Source organism: Stenotrophomonas sp. YJH_SMC_20, from assembly GCF_059367845.1.
This window is the reverse complement of the sequence record NZ_JCAFRG010000004.1, coordinates 151,215-166,237: the sequence shown is the minus strand read 5'-3', so window position 1 is coordinate 166,237 and position 15,023 is coordinate 151,215. Positions and strand designations below refer to the sequence as shown.

At 68.7% G+C, this 15,023-nt stretch carries 13 protein-coding genes; 8 read left to right on the top strand and 5 right to left on the bottom strand.

Annotation, left to right across the window (positions count from 1 at the left end; all coding sequences use genetic code 11):
- Positions 1-76: 76 nt before the first annotated feature.
- The 6 genes from AC5P6A_RS09130 to AC5P6A_RS09105 are packed head-to-tail and all read left to right on the top strand — an operon-like array spanning position 77 to position 6,826.
- Positions 77-766, top strand: a complete 690-nt coding sequence (locus AC5P6A_RS09130; protein ID WP_019661651.1) for an RDD family protein — start codon at positions 77-79, stop codon at positions 764-766.
- Entirely contained in the window at positions 763-1,755 is a 993-nt protein-coding gene (locus AC5P6A_RS09125) for a stage II sporulation protein M (protein WP_346715010.1), read from the top strand. Before AC5P6A_RS09130 ends, AC5P6A_RS09125 begins: the two co-directional genes overlap by 4 nt.
- The gene (locus AC5P6A_RS09120) at positions 1,745-3,367 is read left to right on the top strand and encodes a DUF4129 domain-containing protein (RefSeq protein WP_346715009.1); all 1,623 of its coding nucleotides are present in this window, start codon (positions 1,745-1,747) and stop codon (positions 3,365-3,367) included. The genes AC5P6A_RS09125 and AC5P6A_RS09120 overlap by 11 nt, the downstream gene beginning before the upstream one ends.
- Positions 3,364-4,548, top strand: coding sequence for a DUF4350 domain-containing protein (locus AC5P6A_RS09115; protein ID WP_346715008.1), 1,185 nt, complete (start codon positions 3,364-3,366; stop codon positions 4,546-4,548). The genes AC5P6A_RS09120 and AC5P6A_RS09115 overlap by 4 nt, the downstream gene beginning before the upstream one ends.
- Complete coding sequence (locus tag AC5P6A_RS09110) at positions 4,545-5,531, top strand: AAA family ATPase (protein WP_134730930.1); 987 nt, start codon at positions 4,545-4,547, stop codon at positions 5,529-5,531. Before AC5P6A_RS09115 ends, AC5P6A_RS09110 begins: the two co-directional genes overlap by 4 nt.
- Positions 5,528-6,826: a DUF58 domain-containing protein gene (locus tag AC5P6A_RS09105; protein WP_188249733.1), complete on the top strand. Its 1,299-nt coding sequence runs from the start codon at positions 5,528-5,530 to the stop codon at positions 6,824-6,826. The genes AC5P6A_RS09110 and AC5P6A_RS09105 overlap by 4 nt, the downstream gene beginning before the upstream one ends.
- An 85-nt stretch (positions 6,827-6,911) precedes the next feature.
- Here the strand turns inward: AC5P6A_RS09105 and AC5P6A_RS09100 are convergent, their stop codons facing one another.
- The 3 genes from AC5P6A_RS09100 to AC5P6A_RS09090 are packed head-to-tail and all read right to left on the bottom strand — an operon-like array spanning position 6,912 to position 9,317.
- Positions 6,912-7,559, bottom strand: a complete 648-nt coding sequence (locus AC5P6A_RS09100; RefSeq protein WP_346474348.1) for a hypothetical protein — start codon at positions 7,557-7,559, stop codon at positions 6,912-6,914.
- Positions 7,559-8,737 (bottom strand): glutathionylspermidine synthase family protein, encoded by a 1,179-nt coding sequence (locus AC5P6A_RS09095; protein WP_134730924.1) that lies wholly within the window; start codon positions 8,735-8,737, stop codon positions 7,559-7,561. Before AC5P6A_RS09095 ends, AC5P6A_RS09100 begins: the two co-directional genes overlap by 1 nt.
- 7 nt (positions 8,738-8,744) lie before the next feature.
- Complete coding sequence (locus AC5P6A_RS09090) at positions 8,745-9,317, bottom strand: DUF1190 domain-containing protein (RefSeq protein WP_021203331.1); 573 nt, start codon at positions 9,315-9,317, stop codon at positions 8,745-8,747.
- A gap of 446 nt (positions 9,318-9,763) precedes the next feature.
- Between AC5P6A_RS09090 and ilvD the strand changes: the two genes are divergently transcribed.
- Both ilvD and AC5P6A_RS09080 read left to right on the top strand, forming a co-directional pair.
- The gene (gene ilvD, locus AC5P6A_RS09085; protein ID WP_332329389.1) at positions 9,764-11,602 is read left to right on the top strand and encodes a dihydroxy-acid dehydratase; all 1,839 of its coding nucleotides are present in this window, start codon (positions 9,764-9,766) and stop codon (positions 11,600-11,602) included.
- A 138-nt stretch (positions 11,603-11,740) separates the two neighbouring features.
- Entirely contained in the window at positions 11,741-12,352 is a 612-nt protein-coding gene (locus AC5P6A_RS09080; RefSeq protein WP_100479126.1) for a hypothetical protein, read from the top strand.
- Positions 12,353-12,409: 57 nt separating this feature from the next.
- Here the strand turns inward: AC5P6A_RS09080 and dinG are convergent, their stop codons facing one another.
- Both dinG and AC5P6A_RS09070 read right to left on the bottom strand, forming a co-directional pair.
- Positions 12,410-14,485 carry an ATP-dependent DNA helicase DinG gene (gene dinG / locus AC5P6A_RS09075; protein ID WP_180876501.1) on the bottom strand — a complete coding sequence of 692 codons (2,076 nt, stop codon included), beginning with the start codon at positions 14,483-14,485 and terminating at the stop codon, positions 12,410-12,412.
- A 182-nt stretch (positions 14,486-14,667) separates the two neighbouring features.
- Complete coding sequence (locus AC5P6A_RS09070) at positions 14,668-15,021, bottom strand: hypothetical protein (RefSeq protein WP_134730918.1); 354 nt, start codon at positions 15,019-15,021, stop codon at positions 14,668-14,670.
- Positions 15,022-15,023: the final 2 nt, after the last annotated feature.

Below are 15,023 nucleotides of genomic sequence, written 5' to 3'. Positions count from 1 at the left end.
GACCTGTCGAGACCCCCATGCCTGTGGCTGCCTGCCGGAGAGGACTCCGGCGCCCACAACGAAGGCCATCACGCTGATGGCCGCACCGATGCTCGATACCTACCGCGAGGTGGTAACGCCGGAGGGTGTGCCGCTGCAGTTGCCTGCAGCCGGCCCGGTACCGAGGGCGATGGCCTGGCTGGTCGATCTCGGCGTGCGCATCGCGGCACTGGTGCTGATGTCGATTCCGCTGGCACTGCTGGACCAGTTCGGTTCCGGCCTCTACCTGGTGCTGATGTTCCTGGTCTACTGGGCCTACCCGATCGTCTGCGAAGCAGTGTGGGGACGCACCCTGGGCAAGCGTGCGCTGGGGCTGCGCGTGCTGTCCCGCGATGGCGCGCCGGCAGGCTGGATGGCGGCGATCACCCGCAACCTGCTGCGCACGGTGGACATGCTGCCCTTCGGCTATGCGCTGGGCCTGATCAGCAGCCTGTTCGATCCGCATGGCCGCCGTCTGGGCGACCTGGTGGCAGGCACTGTGGTGGTGCATGCACCCGCGCTGTATCTGCCACCGCCGCCGACCATCGGCAGCGTGCTGGCCCCGCCGCAGCCCCTGCGACCAGAGGAACAGGCCGCGCTGATGGCCTTCGCCGAGCGCGCGCCACGCTTGTCGGCGGCGCGCCAGCAGGAGCTGGCCGGTATTGCCGAGCCACTGACCGGCACCCACGGCCAGGTCGGCGTGTTGCGCCTGTATGCGATGGCCAACTGGCTGCTGGGGCGGCGATGAAACAGGAGCAGTTCGTCGCCCGCTACCAGCAGGAATGGCAGGATCTGGAGCAGTGGCTGCTGCTGCGTGCCGGCGCCTCACGCCGCACGCGCCGCAAGGCCAGCGGCCTGGCACTGGACGACACTACCTTCCCGCAGCGCTACCGGCGGCTGTGCCAGCAGCTGGCGCTGGCCCGCGAGCGCGGCTACAGCCCGCAGCTGGTGCAACGCCTGCAACAGCTGATGCAGCAGGGCCACAGCGTGCTGTACCGCACGCCGCCAACGCGCTGGCGGCGTGCCCTGGAGTTCCTGGTGGCCGATTTTCCGCTGCTGGTGCGCAGCCAGGCGCGCAGCATGTGGGCGGCGCTGGCGATGTTCGCGCTGCCGGCGGTGGCCTGCTTCGTGCTGGTGCAGGTCTATCCGGACCTGATCCACATGCTGATGGACAACCGCCAGATCGCAGAAATGGAGCGCATGTACGATCCCGCCGCCGAGCGCCTGGGGCGTGACAGCGGCACCGACTGGATGATGTTCGGCCACTACATCATGAACAACATCAGCATCGCCCTGCGCGCCTTCGCCAGCGGGCTGCTGGCCGGGCTGGGCACGCTGCTGGTGCTGCTGTTCAACGGCGTGATCATCGGTTCAGTGGCAGGCCACCTGCAGCACATCGGCCATGGCGACCCGTTCTGGCGCTTCGTGGTCGGCCACGGCGCCTTCGAGCTGACTGCGATCGTGATCGCTGGCGGTGCCGGCCTGCAGCTGGGCATGAAGCTGCTGGCGCCGGGCCGGCGCCGCCGCCTGGATGCACTGGTCGACGGCGGCCGCATCGGCGCGCGGCTGTGCCTCGGCGTCGCCTTCATGCTGTTGGTGGCCGCCTTCATCGAAGCCTTCTGGTCATCGATCGCCGAAGTACCTGCATGGGGCAAGTTCAGCGTGGCCGGTGTGTTGTGGGCCGGCGTGCTGCTGTGGCTGTGGCGCGGCGGACGTGGAGCTGGCCATGCGCATTGACCACCTGGACGTGGCGCTGCGTGCCCGCAGTGGCTGGGAAGCGATGGAGCTGGGCACCGCGCTGTCCCGCCGTCACGCGCGCGCGCTGTGGGGCAGCTGGCTGCTGGCCAGTGCACCGCTGTTCGTGGTCTTCAACGCGCTGGGCTGGTGGCTGGATGCCTTCGGCTGGGCCTGGCTGGCGATGTGGTGGTGCAAACCGCTGTTCGAACGTGCGCCGCTGTATGTGCTGTCGCGCGGCATCTTCGGTGAACCAGTCGGCACGCTGGCCGCGCTGCGTGCGCAACGTCACTGGGGCAACAGCGGCTTCTGGGGCTACCTGGGTTGGCGCCGCTTCAGCGTACTGCGCAGCCTGTGCCTGCCGGTGAACCTGCTGGAAGGCAACACACCAGACCAGCGCGGCCCACGCCGCCGTGCGGTGGCCGCCGGGGCTGCAGGCGCGGCACTGGTGCTGACCGTGAGCTGCATGGCCTTCGAAGTGGTACTGGTATCCGGCGCGATCGGCGCGGTGTTCATGTTCATGCCACTGGAGCTGATGTCCGAATCATGGCGCGCCGCATGGGACATGATCGGCCAGGACACACCCGCATGGGCACGGCTGGGCTTCAACCTGGCGTGCTGGCTGGCCTCGGTGCTGATCGGCCCGTTCTTCGTCGGTGCGGGCTTTGGCCTGTACTTGAACCGGCGCACGCAGATGGAAGCCTGGGATGTGGAGATCGCCCTGCGCCGCCTGCGCGAGCGGCTGCTGCCGGCGGCATCGACGCTGGCCCTGCTGCTGTGCCTGGCACTGCCGCTGGTCTCCGCACCGGTGCATGCGCAGGACACAGACGCCGAGCCCGAACGAGCCATGGGCAAGCCCAACGACCGTGGCATCGACGCCGAGGAAAGCGAAGGAGCACCGACCATCGACCCGGCCAACACCCCGGCAACGATCTTCGGCGGTACGCCGGTGGACACCGCCGGTTTCCGTCAGGCAGTGAACCGCGCCTATGAAGACCCGCTGCAGCGCCCGACCCGCCAGGTCACCCGCTGGAAGCCGATCGAACAGGCCGAGGAAGAGAAGAAGGAAGACAAGCAGCTGCAGCGTGACACCAACAGCAACGGTGAACGCAAAGCGCGCAAGGACGGCATCGCCTGGCTGGCGCGTCTGGCCGAATGGGGCCTGTGGGGGCTGCTCGGCGTCCTGCTGCTGGTGCTGCTGCTGACCGCACGGCTGTGGCTGCCATGGCTGCGGGGCAGCGGCCGACGCAAGGCCGAGGCCGCACCGCCGGTGGTGGAGGAACAGGTGGAGTTGCCGGTGGTGCTGCCGCCGGACGTGGCCACCCAGGCCGGCCTGCTCTGGGACCAGGGCCGGCCGCGGCAGGCGCTGGCCCTTCTGTACCGCGCCAGCGTGCGCACGGTGGGCGAGCGCAGCGGTATCGCGCTTCCACCCGGTGCCACCGAAGCGCAATGCCTGCGCGCGTCGCGGCGCATGCCCGAGGCCAGCGACCGTGACCTGTTCGCGCGCATCGTGCGCATGTGGCAGTACGCCGCCTACGGTGGCCGCCTGCCCAGCCGCGCCGATTTCGATTCGATGGCCGATGCCCTGCGCCAGCAGTACGGGTGGCAGGCATGAGTCCGCGCCTGTTCTGGTCGCTGCTGCTCGGTGCATTGGTGCTGCTCGGCGTACCGCTGGCGATCCTCTACCTGCGCACGCACGAGCGGGTAACCGAGACCATCCGGCTGCCGCCACGGGGCGAGGCGGCCTACAACCCGCTGTACGTGCTCGGCCAGGCCCTGCGCGCTGATGGCATCGCCGTGCACTCGCGGCCGCGGCTGGACCTGCAGCAGATGGCGCTGGGTCCGCACGACACGGTGGTGGTGCTGCAGGACAGCAGCGAACTGCCGGCGCCCGTTGCCAGCGCGCTGCTGGACTGGGTCGACCGTGGCGGCCACCTGCTTGTACGTACACCGCCGCCGGTCGAGGACGATGCCGGCAGCACGCAGGGCCCCCTGCTGGACCGGCTGGGCGTGGACAGCCTGTTCCAGCGCAGCGATTGCCAGCCGTTCCATGTCGACGACGATCCTGGCCACGTTGAATTCTGTGCTGGCCGCCGCTTCACCCTGGGTTTTGCCGCCAATGCGCAGGCCGAACGCCGCTGGGGCGGTGACCGTGACCTGGTGTTCGCGCGCCTGCGCCATGGCCAGGGCAAAGTGAGCGTGCTGGCGGACATGGAGTTCCTGCGCGGTGATATCGACTCGCCTGCCGCGCGCCTGGCCGCGGCTGCCGGCGGTGCCAGCGATGGCCTGCACGACAAGGCTCACCGCGACCTGACCCGCTATCTGCTCGATCCGAACTACGGCAAGGGTGCGGTCTGGCTGATCTATGCCAGCCGTCCACCGTCGCTGTGGGCGCGCCTGTTCTACCAGGGCTGGCCGCTGTGGGCGCCGCTGCTGCTGGCCCTGCTGGGCTGGTTGTGGGCCCGCTCGCAACGCTTCGGCAGCCTGCTGCCGTCACCGGTACTGGAACGCCGTTCGCTGCTGGAACACGTGCACGCCAGTGGTGAATTGCTGCTGCGTTTCGGCCACGGTACGCGCCTGTACGAGGCCGTTCTCGCCCTGTTCCTGCACCGCCTGCGCCTGCGCGCACCGGTGGCTGCCGCACTGGATGGTGCGCCACGCGAACAAGCCATCGCCGAACTGCTGAAGTGGCCGCAAGGCCGTGTTGCCGCCGCACTGACGCCACCTCCGCCGCACGATTCCTCCGCCCTGCGCGAGCGTATCCGCTTGCTGCTCCAGATGAGATCCCTGCTATGACCGAAGTCCCCGAGCTGCCGGCGGCCGCCAACGCCCGCCTGATCGAACGCGTCGATGCCATCCGCGCCGCCGTTGGACACGCCTTCATCGGCCAGGCCGATGTACTGGACCAGATCCTGGTGGCGCTGCTGGCCGGTGGCCACGTGCTGATCGAAGGCGTGCCCGGGCTGGGCAAGACCCTGCTGGTGCGTGCACTGGCACAGGCCCTGGAGCTGGACTACGGGCGCGTGCAGTTCACCCCCGACCTGATGCCCAGCGACGTCAGTGGCCACGCGGTGTACGACCCGAAGAGCGAGAGCTTCAAGATCCGCCGCGGCCCGGTGTTCACCAACCTGCTGCTGGCCGACGAGATCAACCGTGCCCCGGCCAAGACCCAGTCGGCCCTGCTGGAAGTAATGCAGGAAGGCCAGGTGACCATTGAGGGCAAGGCCTTCACCCTGGCGCCGCCCTTCATGGCGCTGGCCACGCAGAACCCGCTGGAGCAGGAAGGCACCTACCCGCTGCCGGAAGCACAGCTGGACCGCTTCCTGCTGAAGGTGCTGATCGACTACCCCCAGCTGGAGGACGAGAAGCGCATGGTGACCGCGATCACCAGCGGCCGCGCTGCCAGCGATTTCGACCTGAGCCAGGTGCCGCGTGTGCTCGGTGCCGGCGAGCTGCTGGAACTGCAGCGTGCCACTGCGGCGATCACCGTCGATGACGAGGTGATCGACTACGCGGTGCGCATCGTCGCCGCCACCCGGCAGTGGCCGGGCATCGCCGTCGGCGCCGGTCCGCGCGGCAGCATCGCGCTGGTGCGTGCCTCGCGCGCACAGGCGGTGCTGGCCGGCCGCGACTTCGTCACGCCGGACGACGTGCGCGACATCGCCCGCCCGGCGCTGCGGCACCGCATCGCGCTGGCCCCGGAACTGCAGATTGAAGGCCAGGACGCCGACGATGTGCTGGGCGCGCTGCTGGCCAAGGTGGAAGCGCCGCGCCGATGAGGCCGGCCCCGCTGCTGCTGGCGCTGCTGCTGGCCTGGGCCGCCCTGGGCGGGCTGGTGCTGGGCGGATGGCTGCCGCGCTGGAGCTGGGCACTGGCGGCCGTGGCCATCGCGTTGCCCGCGCTGTGGGACCTGTGGCGGCAGTGGCGGCGTGCATCGCCGCAGGTGCAGCGCGAGCTGCCCGAAGCGCTGGCACTGGGCGTGCGCCGCGAGGCGGCGTTGCGTGTGCAGGCCGAGCAATCGATGACGGTGCAGGTGTTCGACCTGGTGCCCGGCGGCTGGCCGCTGGAAGCGCTGCCGCAGCGCGTGAGCCTGCAGGCCGGTACGGCGTCCACCCTGCACTACCACCTGCAGCCGCTGCAGCGTGGGCACTTCCGCTTCGAGGGGGTGCACCTGCGCATGCGCTCGCCGTGGCGCCTGTGGTGGCAGCAACGCACGCTGCCGCCGGCGCTGGAGGTGCGGGTCTATCCGAACTTCGTGCCGCTCACCCGCTTCGCATTGTTCAGTGCCGACCAAGCCTCGCGGCTGGTCGGTGCGCACGTGAAGCGCCGCCGTGGTGAAGGCACCGACTTCCACCAGATGCGCGAGTACCGTATCGGCGACAGCCTGCGCCAGCTGGACTGGAAGGCCACCGCACGTGCGCGCAAGCTGATCTCGCGCGAGTATCAGGACGAGAAGAACCAGCAGTTGCTGCTGATGCTCGACAGTGGCCGACGCATGCTGGCCAGCGAAGGCGGGCTCTCGCACTTCGACCATGCCTTGAATGCCTCGCTGGTGGTGGCCTACCTGGCGCTGCGCCAGGGCGATGCCGCCGGCCTGTACGCTGCCGGGGGCGAACGCCGCTGGGTAGCACCACAGCGCGGCATGGGCACGGTCGAGCACCTGCTGCGCGCCAGCTACGACCTGCAGCCGCGCGCGGTGGCCACCGACTACCTGGCTGCGGCCACCGAAGTATCGCTGCGCCAGCGCCGGCGTGCGCTGGTGATGCTGGTCAGCAATGTGCGCGACGAGGACATCGAAGACCTGCTGGCGGCGGTGCGCCTGCTGCAGCGGCGCCACCTGGTATGCGTGGCCAGCCTGCGCGAGCGCGAGCTGGACGGCGCGCTGGAGGGTGACGTGCAGACCCTGGAAGACGCCACCCAGGCCGGTGCCGCCGCGCTGTACCTGCAGCAGCGCGCGAAGGCGCACGAGGCACTGCGCAGCGAGAAGGTGATGGTGCTGGACGTGACCGCCGACGCCCTGCCCGGCGCGCTGGTGGAGCGCTACCTGGCGGTGAAGCGCGAAGGGTTGCTCTGAGCCGAGCGTAGGCTCGGCTCTACACGAATCGGGTTGTCTGTAGCGCCGAGCCCTTGCTCGGCTGCCGGCCGGCGGCCGGCACTACCTACCCCTGCAGCAAGCGCCGCTGCAACCGCTCCACCGCACGCTGCAGCAGCACCCGGTTGCGGGCCAGCTTCATCCACTGCGGCAGGCGCGAGAACATGGATCGGTGATGGCCGCGGCTTTCGCGCAACGTCGCGCCCGCGTATTCGTGCAGTGCCTGCAGATGTTCAGCGTTATAGGCCCAGAGCAGGCCCGCGCGGGTCGGTTCGACCAGGCGCAGCGGCAATCCGAAGTGCGGATCGGCAGGCTCGGCGTCACGCAACGGACGCACCGCGACCGAAACATCGGTACTGCGATCACATTGCGCACATCGAGCAGCGAAGCACGCCGGTGCAGGCACTCCGGCGGGAGCCCGGCGACGCACATGCAGCCACTGATACCCACAGAATCCACAAGGTTGGCGGCCCAGCATGTAGACCGCACCGACCCAGTCACCACTATCCAACGCAGAACTGCAGCCGGTGCAGCGGAAACGCGCGGTCCATCGATAGGGTTTCCAGCTGGCGATAACCCAACCGGAGGTGTCGCAGCGATGGCAACGCACCGCGACGCGGTCCGCGAATGCCTGCAGGCTGCGCCCGTCATCGAAATGCCGACCCGGCACGGGCGTGGCACGCCCATGCCGGCCAGGCCAGCGCTGCACCGTCATCAGACGTAGATCCGCGTCGGCGCCTCGTCGACGATCGCGTGCGGCACGAAGCGCGCACTGTCGCGGGTGATCGCGCTGTCGTCCTCGCGGATGCCGATGCCGCAGGCGTGGTCACCCACCACCCAGCTGCCGATCAGCGGGTAGCCGCCTTCGAAGCGGGTCAGCGGATGGGCGCGCTGGATGATCGCCGGGCCATCGTAGGGACCGTCGCTGCGCTGGGTGCTGCCATCGGCCAGGTGCATCTCGATGTTGGCACCTTCGCGCGAGAACAGCGGCTTGCGCACCCAGCCCGGGGCCAGCGTGCTGCCGTCATCGAAGTGCGCCTCCAGCAGGTTCGGATGGCCTACGTTGCGCTGCCACAGCAACGGCAGGATGCCCTTGTTGCTCAGCACCGCCTTCCAGGCCGGCTCCAGCAGCTGCACGCCCGAAGCGGGCAGCGCGCGGCCGAATTCCTCGGCCATCAGGTCTTCCAGCGGATACAGCTTGAACAGCGTGCCGATCACCGAATCATCCAGCGCGGTGAAGCGGCCATCCTCGGACAGGCCGATGTCCTCGATCGCGATGGCCTGGCCATGCAGGCCGGCCTGCGACGCGCAGTCGCGCAGGTACTCGACCGTGCCGCGGTCTTCTTCCGAGCTTCCCACCGCGCTGAAGTACAGCGGTGGCGGCAGCTGCGTGGCCAGTTCGCCGAAGCGCTCGACCAGCGCCTCATGGATCGCATTGAACTGGTCGGCATGCTGCGGCAGGCGGCCGGCGTTGCGCTGGTCTTCCAGCCACTGCCACTGGAAGAAGCTGGCCTCGAACAGCGAGGTCGGCGTATCGTAGTTCAGCTCGTACAGTTTGGCCGGGCCGGTGCCGTCGTAGGCCAGGTCCAGGCGGCCGTAAAGGTGCGGCTGGCGCTGGCGCCAGCTGTCGGCGATCCAGTCGCGGTAATGCGACGGAATCGCCAGCTGGTCCATCAACCGCTCGCTGCCGATGACATCACCGACCAGGTCCAGCGCCATCTGGTGCAGCTCGGCACTGGGGTCTTCGATGTCCTGTTCGATCTGGCGCAGGGTGAACGCGTAGTACGCGCTTTCATCCCAGTAGGGCTGGCCATCGATGGTATGGAAACGGAAACCCGCTTCCTCCGCGCGTGCCCGCCACTGGGCACGCTCGGCAATCCGGATGCGCTGCATGGGTCGATCAGCCGCCGTAGCTGCCGCTGCTGCTGCGGCGTGCGCTGGTGTTGCCGAAGCCACCACGGCTGGCAGTGACCGCACGGTTCGGTTCGCTGGTGACCGGTGCCAGACCGGCCTTGCCGGCGCCGATGCCGCTGGCGGTGTTCAGGCCACCGGTGCCGCCCGGTGCCGGGCGCGCCCAGCCAGCGTTCTTGTCCTGGTAAGCCGGTGACGACGCCGGCGCCTGCGGGGCGAGGCCGCCGCGGTTGCTCAGCATCTGCGACATGAAGAAGCCCATCATCATCGGGCCGATGAACGAGGTGCCGGCCGAGGTGTGCTGCTGCACGCACTGTTCCGGCTTGTAGTCCTTCTCGCAGGCTTCCTTGCTGGCGTACTTCGGTGCCGCATCGGCGGCCTGCTTCTGCGCTTCGGCAAAGGCATTGCGGCACGACGACGGATCACCGGTGGCCTCGGTGCAGGCCTCGACCGAGGTATACAGGCCTTCCTGCACCTTCACCTCCGGCTCCTTCTGGCAGGCGGTGAACAGCAGCGGCGCAGCGCTCATCAGCAGCAGCGCGGTGGTGCGGGAACGTTTCATGGCCTCATGCCCTGTCGACGGATCAATGCCCCAATGATGCCAAATCCGGGCCAGCAACCGGAATCGGCAAAGTGGGAAAGATGAACGGCCTTTCATTTTCGTCGTTCCCCATCAGCCACGCATGACGTGGATCCATCGTGTCGACCAGGATCGACACCTACCAACAGCCACAGGAAACGTCGAAGGCGGGGTGGGTCCGGTGGCAGGGGTGTGAGCCGCATGGATGCGGCGACCAAGCCCCCATGGACGGGTTAACGGCGTCCCCTGCCACCGGACCCACCCCGCCATCCCACGGAGCGCCCGCCTTTGGCGTTGACGTGGACGTTGCCTCTGCGGGTGCCGGGCGCAGCCCGGCCGGACCACCTCCGGTGGTTGCAGCAGCAACCGAAAAAATTGGCCATGATCGGCTGCCCCCCACGTCGTACGGCCCGCCCGTTCCGCCCGCCATGCCCGAGTACCGTTCCCGCACCTCCACCGCCGGCCGCAACATGGCCGGCGCCCGCGCCCTGTGGCGTGCCACCGGCATGAAGGACGGCGACTTCCACAAGCCGATCATCGCCATCGCCAACTCCTTCACCCAGTTCGTGCCCGGCCACGTGCACCTGAAGGATCTTGGCCAGCTGGTCGCGCATGAGATCGAACAGGTCGGCGGTGTCGCCAAGGAATTCAACACCATCGCCGTGGACGACGGCATCGCGATGGGCCACGACGGCATGCTGTACTCGCTGCCCAGCCGCGAGATCATCGCCGACGCCGTGGAGTACATGGTCAACGCGCACTGCGCCGACGCGCTGGTGTGCATCAGCAACTGTGACAAGATCACCCCTGGCATGCTGATGGCCGCGCTGCGCCTGAACATCCCGGTGGTGTTCGTCTCCGGCGGGCCGATGGAAGCGGGCAAGACCAGGCTGTCCGAGCACAAGCTGGACCTGGTCGACGCGATGGTGGTGGCCGCCGATGACAGCGCCTCCGACGAGAAGGTGGCCGCGTTCGAGCGCAGCGCCTGTCCCACCTGCGGCTCCTGCTCGGGCATGTTCACCGCCAACTCGATGAACTGCCTGACCGAAGCACTGGGCCTGTCGCTGCCCGGCAACGGCACTACGCTGGCCACCCATGCCGACCGCGAGGCGCTGTTCCGCCGCGCCGGCCGCCTGATCGTCGAGCTCTGCCATCGCTGGTACGGCGGCGAAGACCCGAGCGCGCTGCCGCGCGGGATCGCCACCCAGGCCGCGTTCGCCAACGCGATGACCCTGGACATCGCCATGGGCGGCTCCACCAACACCATCCTGCACCTGCTGGCCGCAGCGCAGGAAGCGGAGGTCGACTTCGACCTGACCCACATCGACGCGCTGTCGCGACGCGTCCCGCAGCTGTGCAAGGTGGCGCCGAACACACCGAAGTACCACATCGAGGACGTGCACCGCGCCGGCGGCGTGTTCGGCATCCTCGGTGAGCTGGATCGCGCCGGCCTGCTCGATGCCACGGTGCCAACCGTGCACAGCGCCAGCCTGGCCGACGCACTGGAACGCTGGGACGTGGTGCGCAGTGACAACGACACCCTGCACACCTTCTTCAAGGCCGGCCCAGCCGGCATTCCCACCCAGGAGGCCTTCAGCCAGGCCACGCGCTGGCCGACGCTGGACCTGGACCGCGCCGGGGGCTGCATCCGTTCGCTGCAACATGCGTATTCGCTGGAGGGCGGCCTCGCGGTGCTGCGCGGCAACCTGGCTGTCGATGGCTGCGTGGTGAAAACCGCCGGCGTGGACGAATCGATCCATGTGTTCGAAGGCCCCGCGCGTGTCTATGAAAGCCAGGACGCCGCCGTGGCCGGCATCCTCGCCGACGAGGTGCGGCCGGGCGATGTGGTGGTGATCCGCTACGAAGGGCCGAAGGGCGGCCCCGGCATGCAGGAAATGCTGTACCCGACCAGCTATCTTAAGTCGAAGGGGCTGGGCAAGCAGTGCGCGCTGCTCACCGACGGCCGCTTCTCCGGCGGCACCTCGGGCCTGTCGATCGGCCACGTCTCGCCGGAAGCCGCCAGCGGCGGCACGATCGGTCTGGTGGAAGATGGCGACCGCATCCGCATCGACATCCCCGCCCGCCGCATCGACCTGCTGCTGGACGAGGCCACGCTGGCCCAACGCCGCGCCGACGCCGATGCGAGCGGCTGGAAACCGCGTGCGCCGCGCCCGCGCAAGGTCACCAGCGCGCTGAAGGCCTACGCCCTGCTCGCCACCAGCGCCGACAAGGGCGCCGTGCGCAACACCGCCCTGCTGGGTGATTGACCGCCATACGGTAGTGCCGGCCGCTGGCCGGCACCTGCACCGTGACGGCCCAGATCGATGAGGCTGCCGGCCAGCGGCCGGCACTACCCATCCTGATCCGTTATGGTGGTCCAGGAAGTCACCAACACGGAGGTTGCGATGATGTTGCTTTCCTTTGCGCTGGCCGCTGCCATGGGCACGTCGACAGAACCGCCAAAAGCACCCGACTGCCGCTACGACCGTGCAGCGATGCTGGCGATGGAACCGGATGCGTTCGATCAGGACCTGGAAGGTGGCTGGCGCACGCTGGCCGACCGCGGCTGCCACCGTGAAGCCGCTGATCTGCTCGCCGCCTATGCTGCGTTGCCCAAGGCTGCGGGCAACACCATGATTCTGTGGCATGAAGGCCAGATGCGTGCGGAGGCGGGCCAGTACCCGCAGGCGGTGGCGCTGATGCAGCGCACCTACAAGCCCACCGACACCGACCCCGGTTACTGGAACGCCTACGTGGACGGCACGATCGCCTTCCTGCGGCGCGATCGTGCGGCGCTGGAGAACGCGCGAGCAAGGTTGATTGCGATTCCTGCGCCGGAGCAGATTGCCAGGGCGCTGAAGAATGGGCGTTATCATTTCACGACCGCCGGCGGGCAGAAGGTGGATGTGCCGTGGCCGCCCAACCTGGACGTGCTCGATGGTTTCCTGCGCTGCTTTGATCGCGACTACCACAATGCGATGGGCAACCAGGCCTGCCGGAATCCGCTGGGCGGTTGAACAGCAGAGTGCGTGGTGGGGTCAGAGCCTTTCCTGCGGAAGGGACCCGACCCCGTGTCAGCCGATCACGCGCTTGAACGGCGGCAGCGCGTCGATGATGCGCTTGCCGTAGCGGCGGGTCAGCAGCCGCGAATCGAGGATGATCACGCGGCCGGTGTCGGTGGAGGTGCGGATCAGGCGGCCGGCGAACTGGGTCAGCGTGCGCAGCGCGTGCGGAATGGCGATCAGGTTGAAGGCATTCAGCCCACGCCCTTCGAACCACTCGCTGAGGGTGGCGGTCTGCGGGTCGGTCGGCACGGCGAACGGCACCTGGGTGATCACTACCGTGGTGCAGGCTTCGCCGGGCAGGTCGAGGCCTTCACCGAACGAGTTCAGTCCGAACAGCACCGAACCCTCGCCTGCGGCCACGCGGCGCAGGTGCTCGTCGATCAGCCGGGTCTTGGACATCTCGCCCTGCACCAGCACCTGCTTGCGGCGCGCGGCCGACATCAGCCCGGCCACCTTCTCCATCTTCCAGCGCGAGGTGAACAGCACCATCGAACCCTTGGCCCAGTCCAGCTCGGTGTCCAGGTAGCGCGCCACTTCGCGGGGATGGCCTTCGCGATCGTCGGGGGTGACCGGAAACTTCGGCACGATCAGCTCGGCCTGGTTGGGCAGGTCGAACGGCGACGACAGCGAGACCATCTCGGCCTCTTCGGGAATGCCGTTGTCGATCGCCAGCGATTGGAAATCGCCACCGCCGGTCAGCGTCGCCGAGGTCATCACCACCGAGTCCACTTCATCCCACAGCAGCTTGCGCAGCACGTGCGCGGCCGACACCGGCGAGCCGTGCAGCACCAGGTCGCCGTCGCGGGTGGCGGTGACCCAGCGCGCCATCGGCGGCGCGCCGTCCTTGTCCTCGCGGCGCCACGCCTGCCACAGGTTGTACTGCTGCTCGATCATCTCCAGCGCCATGCCCAGATTGCGCTGCAGGCGCTCGCGTGCGGCATCGTCCGGCTTGCCCTTGGCCACCTGCGCGGTGGCGGCATGCGCCCAGTTGTAGAGACTGCGGGTATCGTCGGCCAGCGCCTCGATCGGCTCACGCCAGGCCTCGGGCAGGCGCCCGTTGGCCGCGCGCCACATTGGTTCCTCGTCGGCCGGCGCCGGCATCCACACCCGCTCGATGTGGTCACGGAACGCGCGCAGCTGCTTGGCCACGTTGCTGGCGACCTCGATGGCTTCGTTGGGCAGCAGGTTGCCGAGCCGGTCCTTGTCGACTGCGCGGTAGGCACCGGCAATCAGGATCTGCAGGCGGCCGGTGCGCTTGGCCATTTCATCCAGCGCCAGGCTGGCCGCACCCTGGTCGATGGCCACGTTGCCGATGTGATGGCCTTCGTCCAGCACCAGCAGCATGTCCGACGGCGGCGCAATCAACGGCTGGCCGTTGTCGCTGTCGCCGATCGACAGCGCCGACAGCAGCAGCGCGTGGTTGGTGACCACGATCTGCGCATCACGCACGGTGTTGCGCGAACGCAGCACCGCACACTGCGCCGAATAGGCACAGCGGCGCCCGGCGCAGCCCGAGGCCGGCGTGGTGATGCGGCTGCGCAGGCCGGGGCTGATGGTCTCCGGTGCGTTGTCGATGTCGCCATCCCAGCTGCCGCTGGTGAAGGCGTCGGTCAGGCGCTTGGCGATGTCCATTTCGATCGGCGCCAGCGGCCGATCGAACAGCGGCGCGTCATCCTCGAACATGCCGCCCTGCGAGCCCTCACCCTGTGCCTCGGCAGCATTGCGCGTGCACAGATAGCGGGTGCGGCCCTTGGCCAGCGCCACGGTCGCTTCCAGGCCGGTGGCCTTGAGGAAATTCGGAATGTCGCGCTCGACCAGCTGCGACTGCAGCGCCACGGTGCCGGTGCTGATCACCAGCTTCTTCCTGGTGGCCAGCGCGATCGGTACACCTGCGGTGAGGTAGCCCAGGCTCTTGCCGACGCCGGTGGGCGCCTCGACCACGCCGACGCCGCCACTTTTCGACAGCGCACGCGACACCACGCCGATCATCTGGCTCTGCGAGCGGCGGGTGGAGAAGCCGGGGGTATTGGCCTGCAGCGTGGTGTACGCCTTGCGGATCGCGTCCTTCAAGGCGTCATCGAGCATGCGCGGAGCGGCGACGGTTTCGGTCACGCCGGGAACTACCGTAGCTGGATCAGGCCGGTCATTGTCGCATGGCCGGCCACGACCGCCGCCGCTGCCTGCCTGAACAAGCCAGCGACGACACCCGGCGGCCGGATGAACACGCCGGACGCTGCTGGGGACAGACCAGGGCCGTCACCGGGAGGTCACTGCACCACGTTGCCACGCAGCCGCAGCAGGCGCACCAGCGCCCACACCAGCAGCACCACGCCGATGGCTTCAACCATTGCCAGCGCGAAGTGCAGCACGCCGAGGATGGTGCCGATGCCCGACACGGCGCCGAAGTTGCCGCTGCTGACCAGCCACATCGGCAGGATGCCCGCTGCCAGGCCGCCAAGACTGGACAGCAGCAACAGCAGCAGGCCGGCCAGGGCGCCGGTGCGGGTGGCATCGCGCGGCGCGCCGACCACCCAGACCAGGCCGATGCACAGCGCGATCAGCACCGGCAGGCGCACGCCCACCATGCTCAGCACGGTCACCAGCAGGGTTGTGCCGTCCATCG

What these genes read in the sequence shown, in the direction of transcription:
- AC5P6A_RS09130 (WP_019661651.1), top strand. Translation starts at nt 77, where the DNA reads ATGGCCGCACCGATGCTCGATACCTACCGCGAGGTGGTAACGCCGGAG.
- AC5P6A_RS09125 (WP_346715010.1), top strand. Translation starts at nt 763, where the DNA reads ATGAAACAGGAGCAGTTCGTCGCCCGCTACCAGCAGGAATGGCAGGAT.
- AC5P6A_RS09120 (WP_346715009.1), top strand. Translation starts at nt 1,745, where the DNA reads ATGCGCATTGACCACCTGGACGTGGCGCTGCGTGCCCGCAGTGGCTGG.
- AC5P6A_RS09115 (WP_346715008.1), top strand. Translation starts at nt 3,364, where the DNA reads ATGAGTCCGCGCCTGTTCTGGTCGCTGCTGCTCGGTGCATTGGTGCTG.
- AC5P6A_RS09110 (WP_134730930.1), top strand. Translation starts at nt 4,545, where the DNA reads ATGACCGAAGTCCCCGAGCTGCCGGCGGCCGCCAACGCCCGCCTGATC.
- AC5P6A_RS09105 (WP_188249733.1), top strand. Translation starts at nt 5,528, where the DNA reads ATGAGGCCGGCCCCGCTGCTGCTGGCGCTGCTGCTGGCCTGGGCCGCC.
- AC5P6A_RS09100 (WP_346474348.1), bottom strand. Translation starts at nt 7,559, where the DNA reads ATGACGGTGCAGCGCTGGCCTGGCCGGCATGGGCGTGCCACGCCCGTG.
- AC5P6A_RS09095 (WP_134730924.1), bottom strand. Translation starts at nt 8,737, where the DNA reads ATGCAGCGCATCCGGATTGCCGAGCGTGCCCAGTGGCGGGCACGCGCG.
- AC5P6A_RS09090 (WP_021203331.1), bottom strand. Translation starts at nt 9,317, where the DNA reads ATGAAACGTTCCCGCACCACCGCGCTGCTGCTGATGAGCGCTGCGCCG.
- ilvD (WP_332329389.1), top strand. Translation starts at nt 9,764, where the DNA reads ATGCCCGAGTACCGTTCCCGCACCTCCACCGCCGGCCGCAACATGGCC.
- AC5P6A_RS09080 (WP_100479126.1), top strand. Translation starts at nt 11,741, where the DNA reads ATGATGTTGCTTTCCTTTGCGCTGGCCGCTGCCATGGGCACGTCGACA.
- dinG (WP_180876501.1), bottom strand. Translation starts at nt 14,485, where the DNA reads ATGCTCGATGACGCCTTGAAGGACGCGATCCGCAAGGCGTACACCACG.
- AC5P6A_RS09070 (WP_134730918.1), bottom strand. Translation starts at nt 15,021, where the DNA reads ATGGACGGCACAACCCTGCTGGTGACCGTGCTGAGCATGGTGGGCGTG.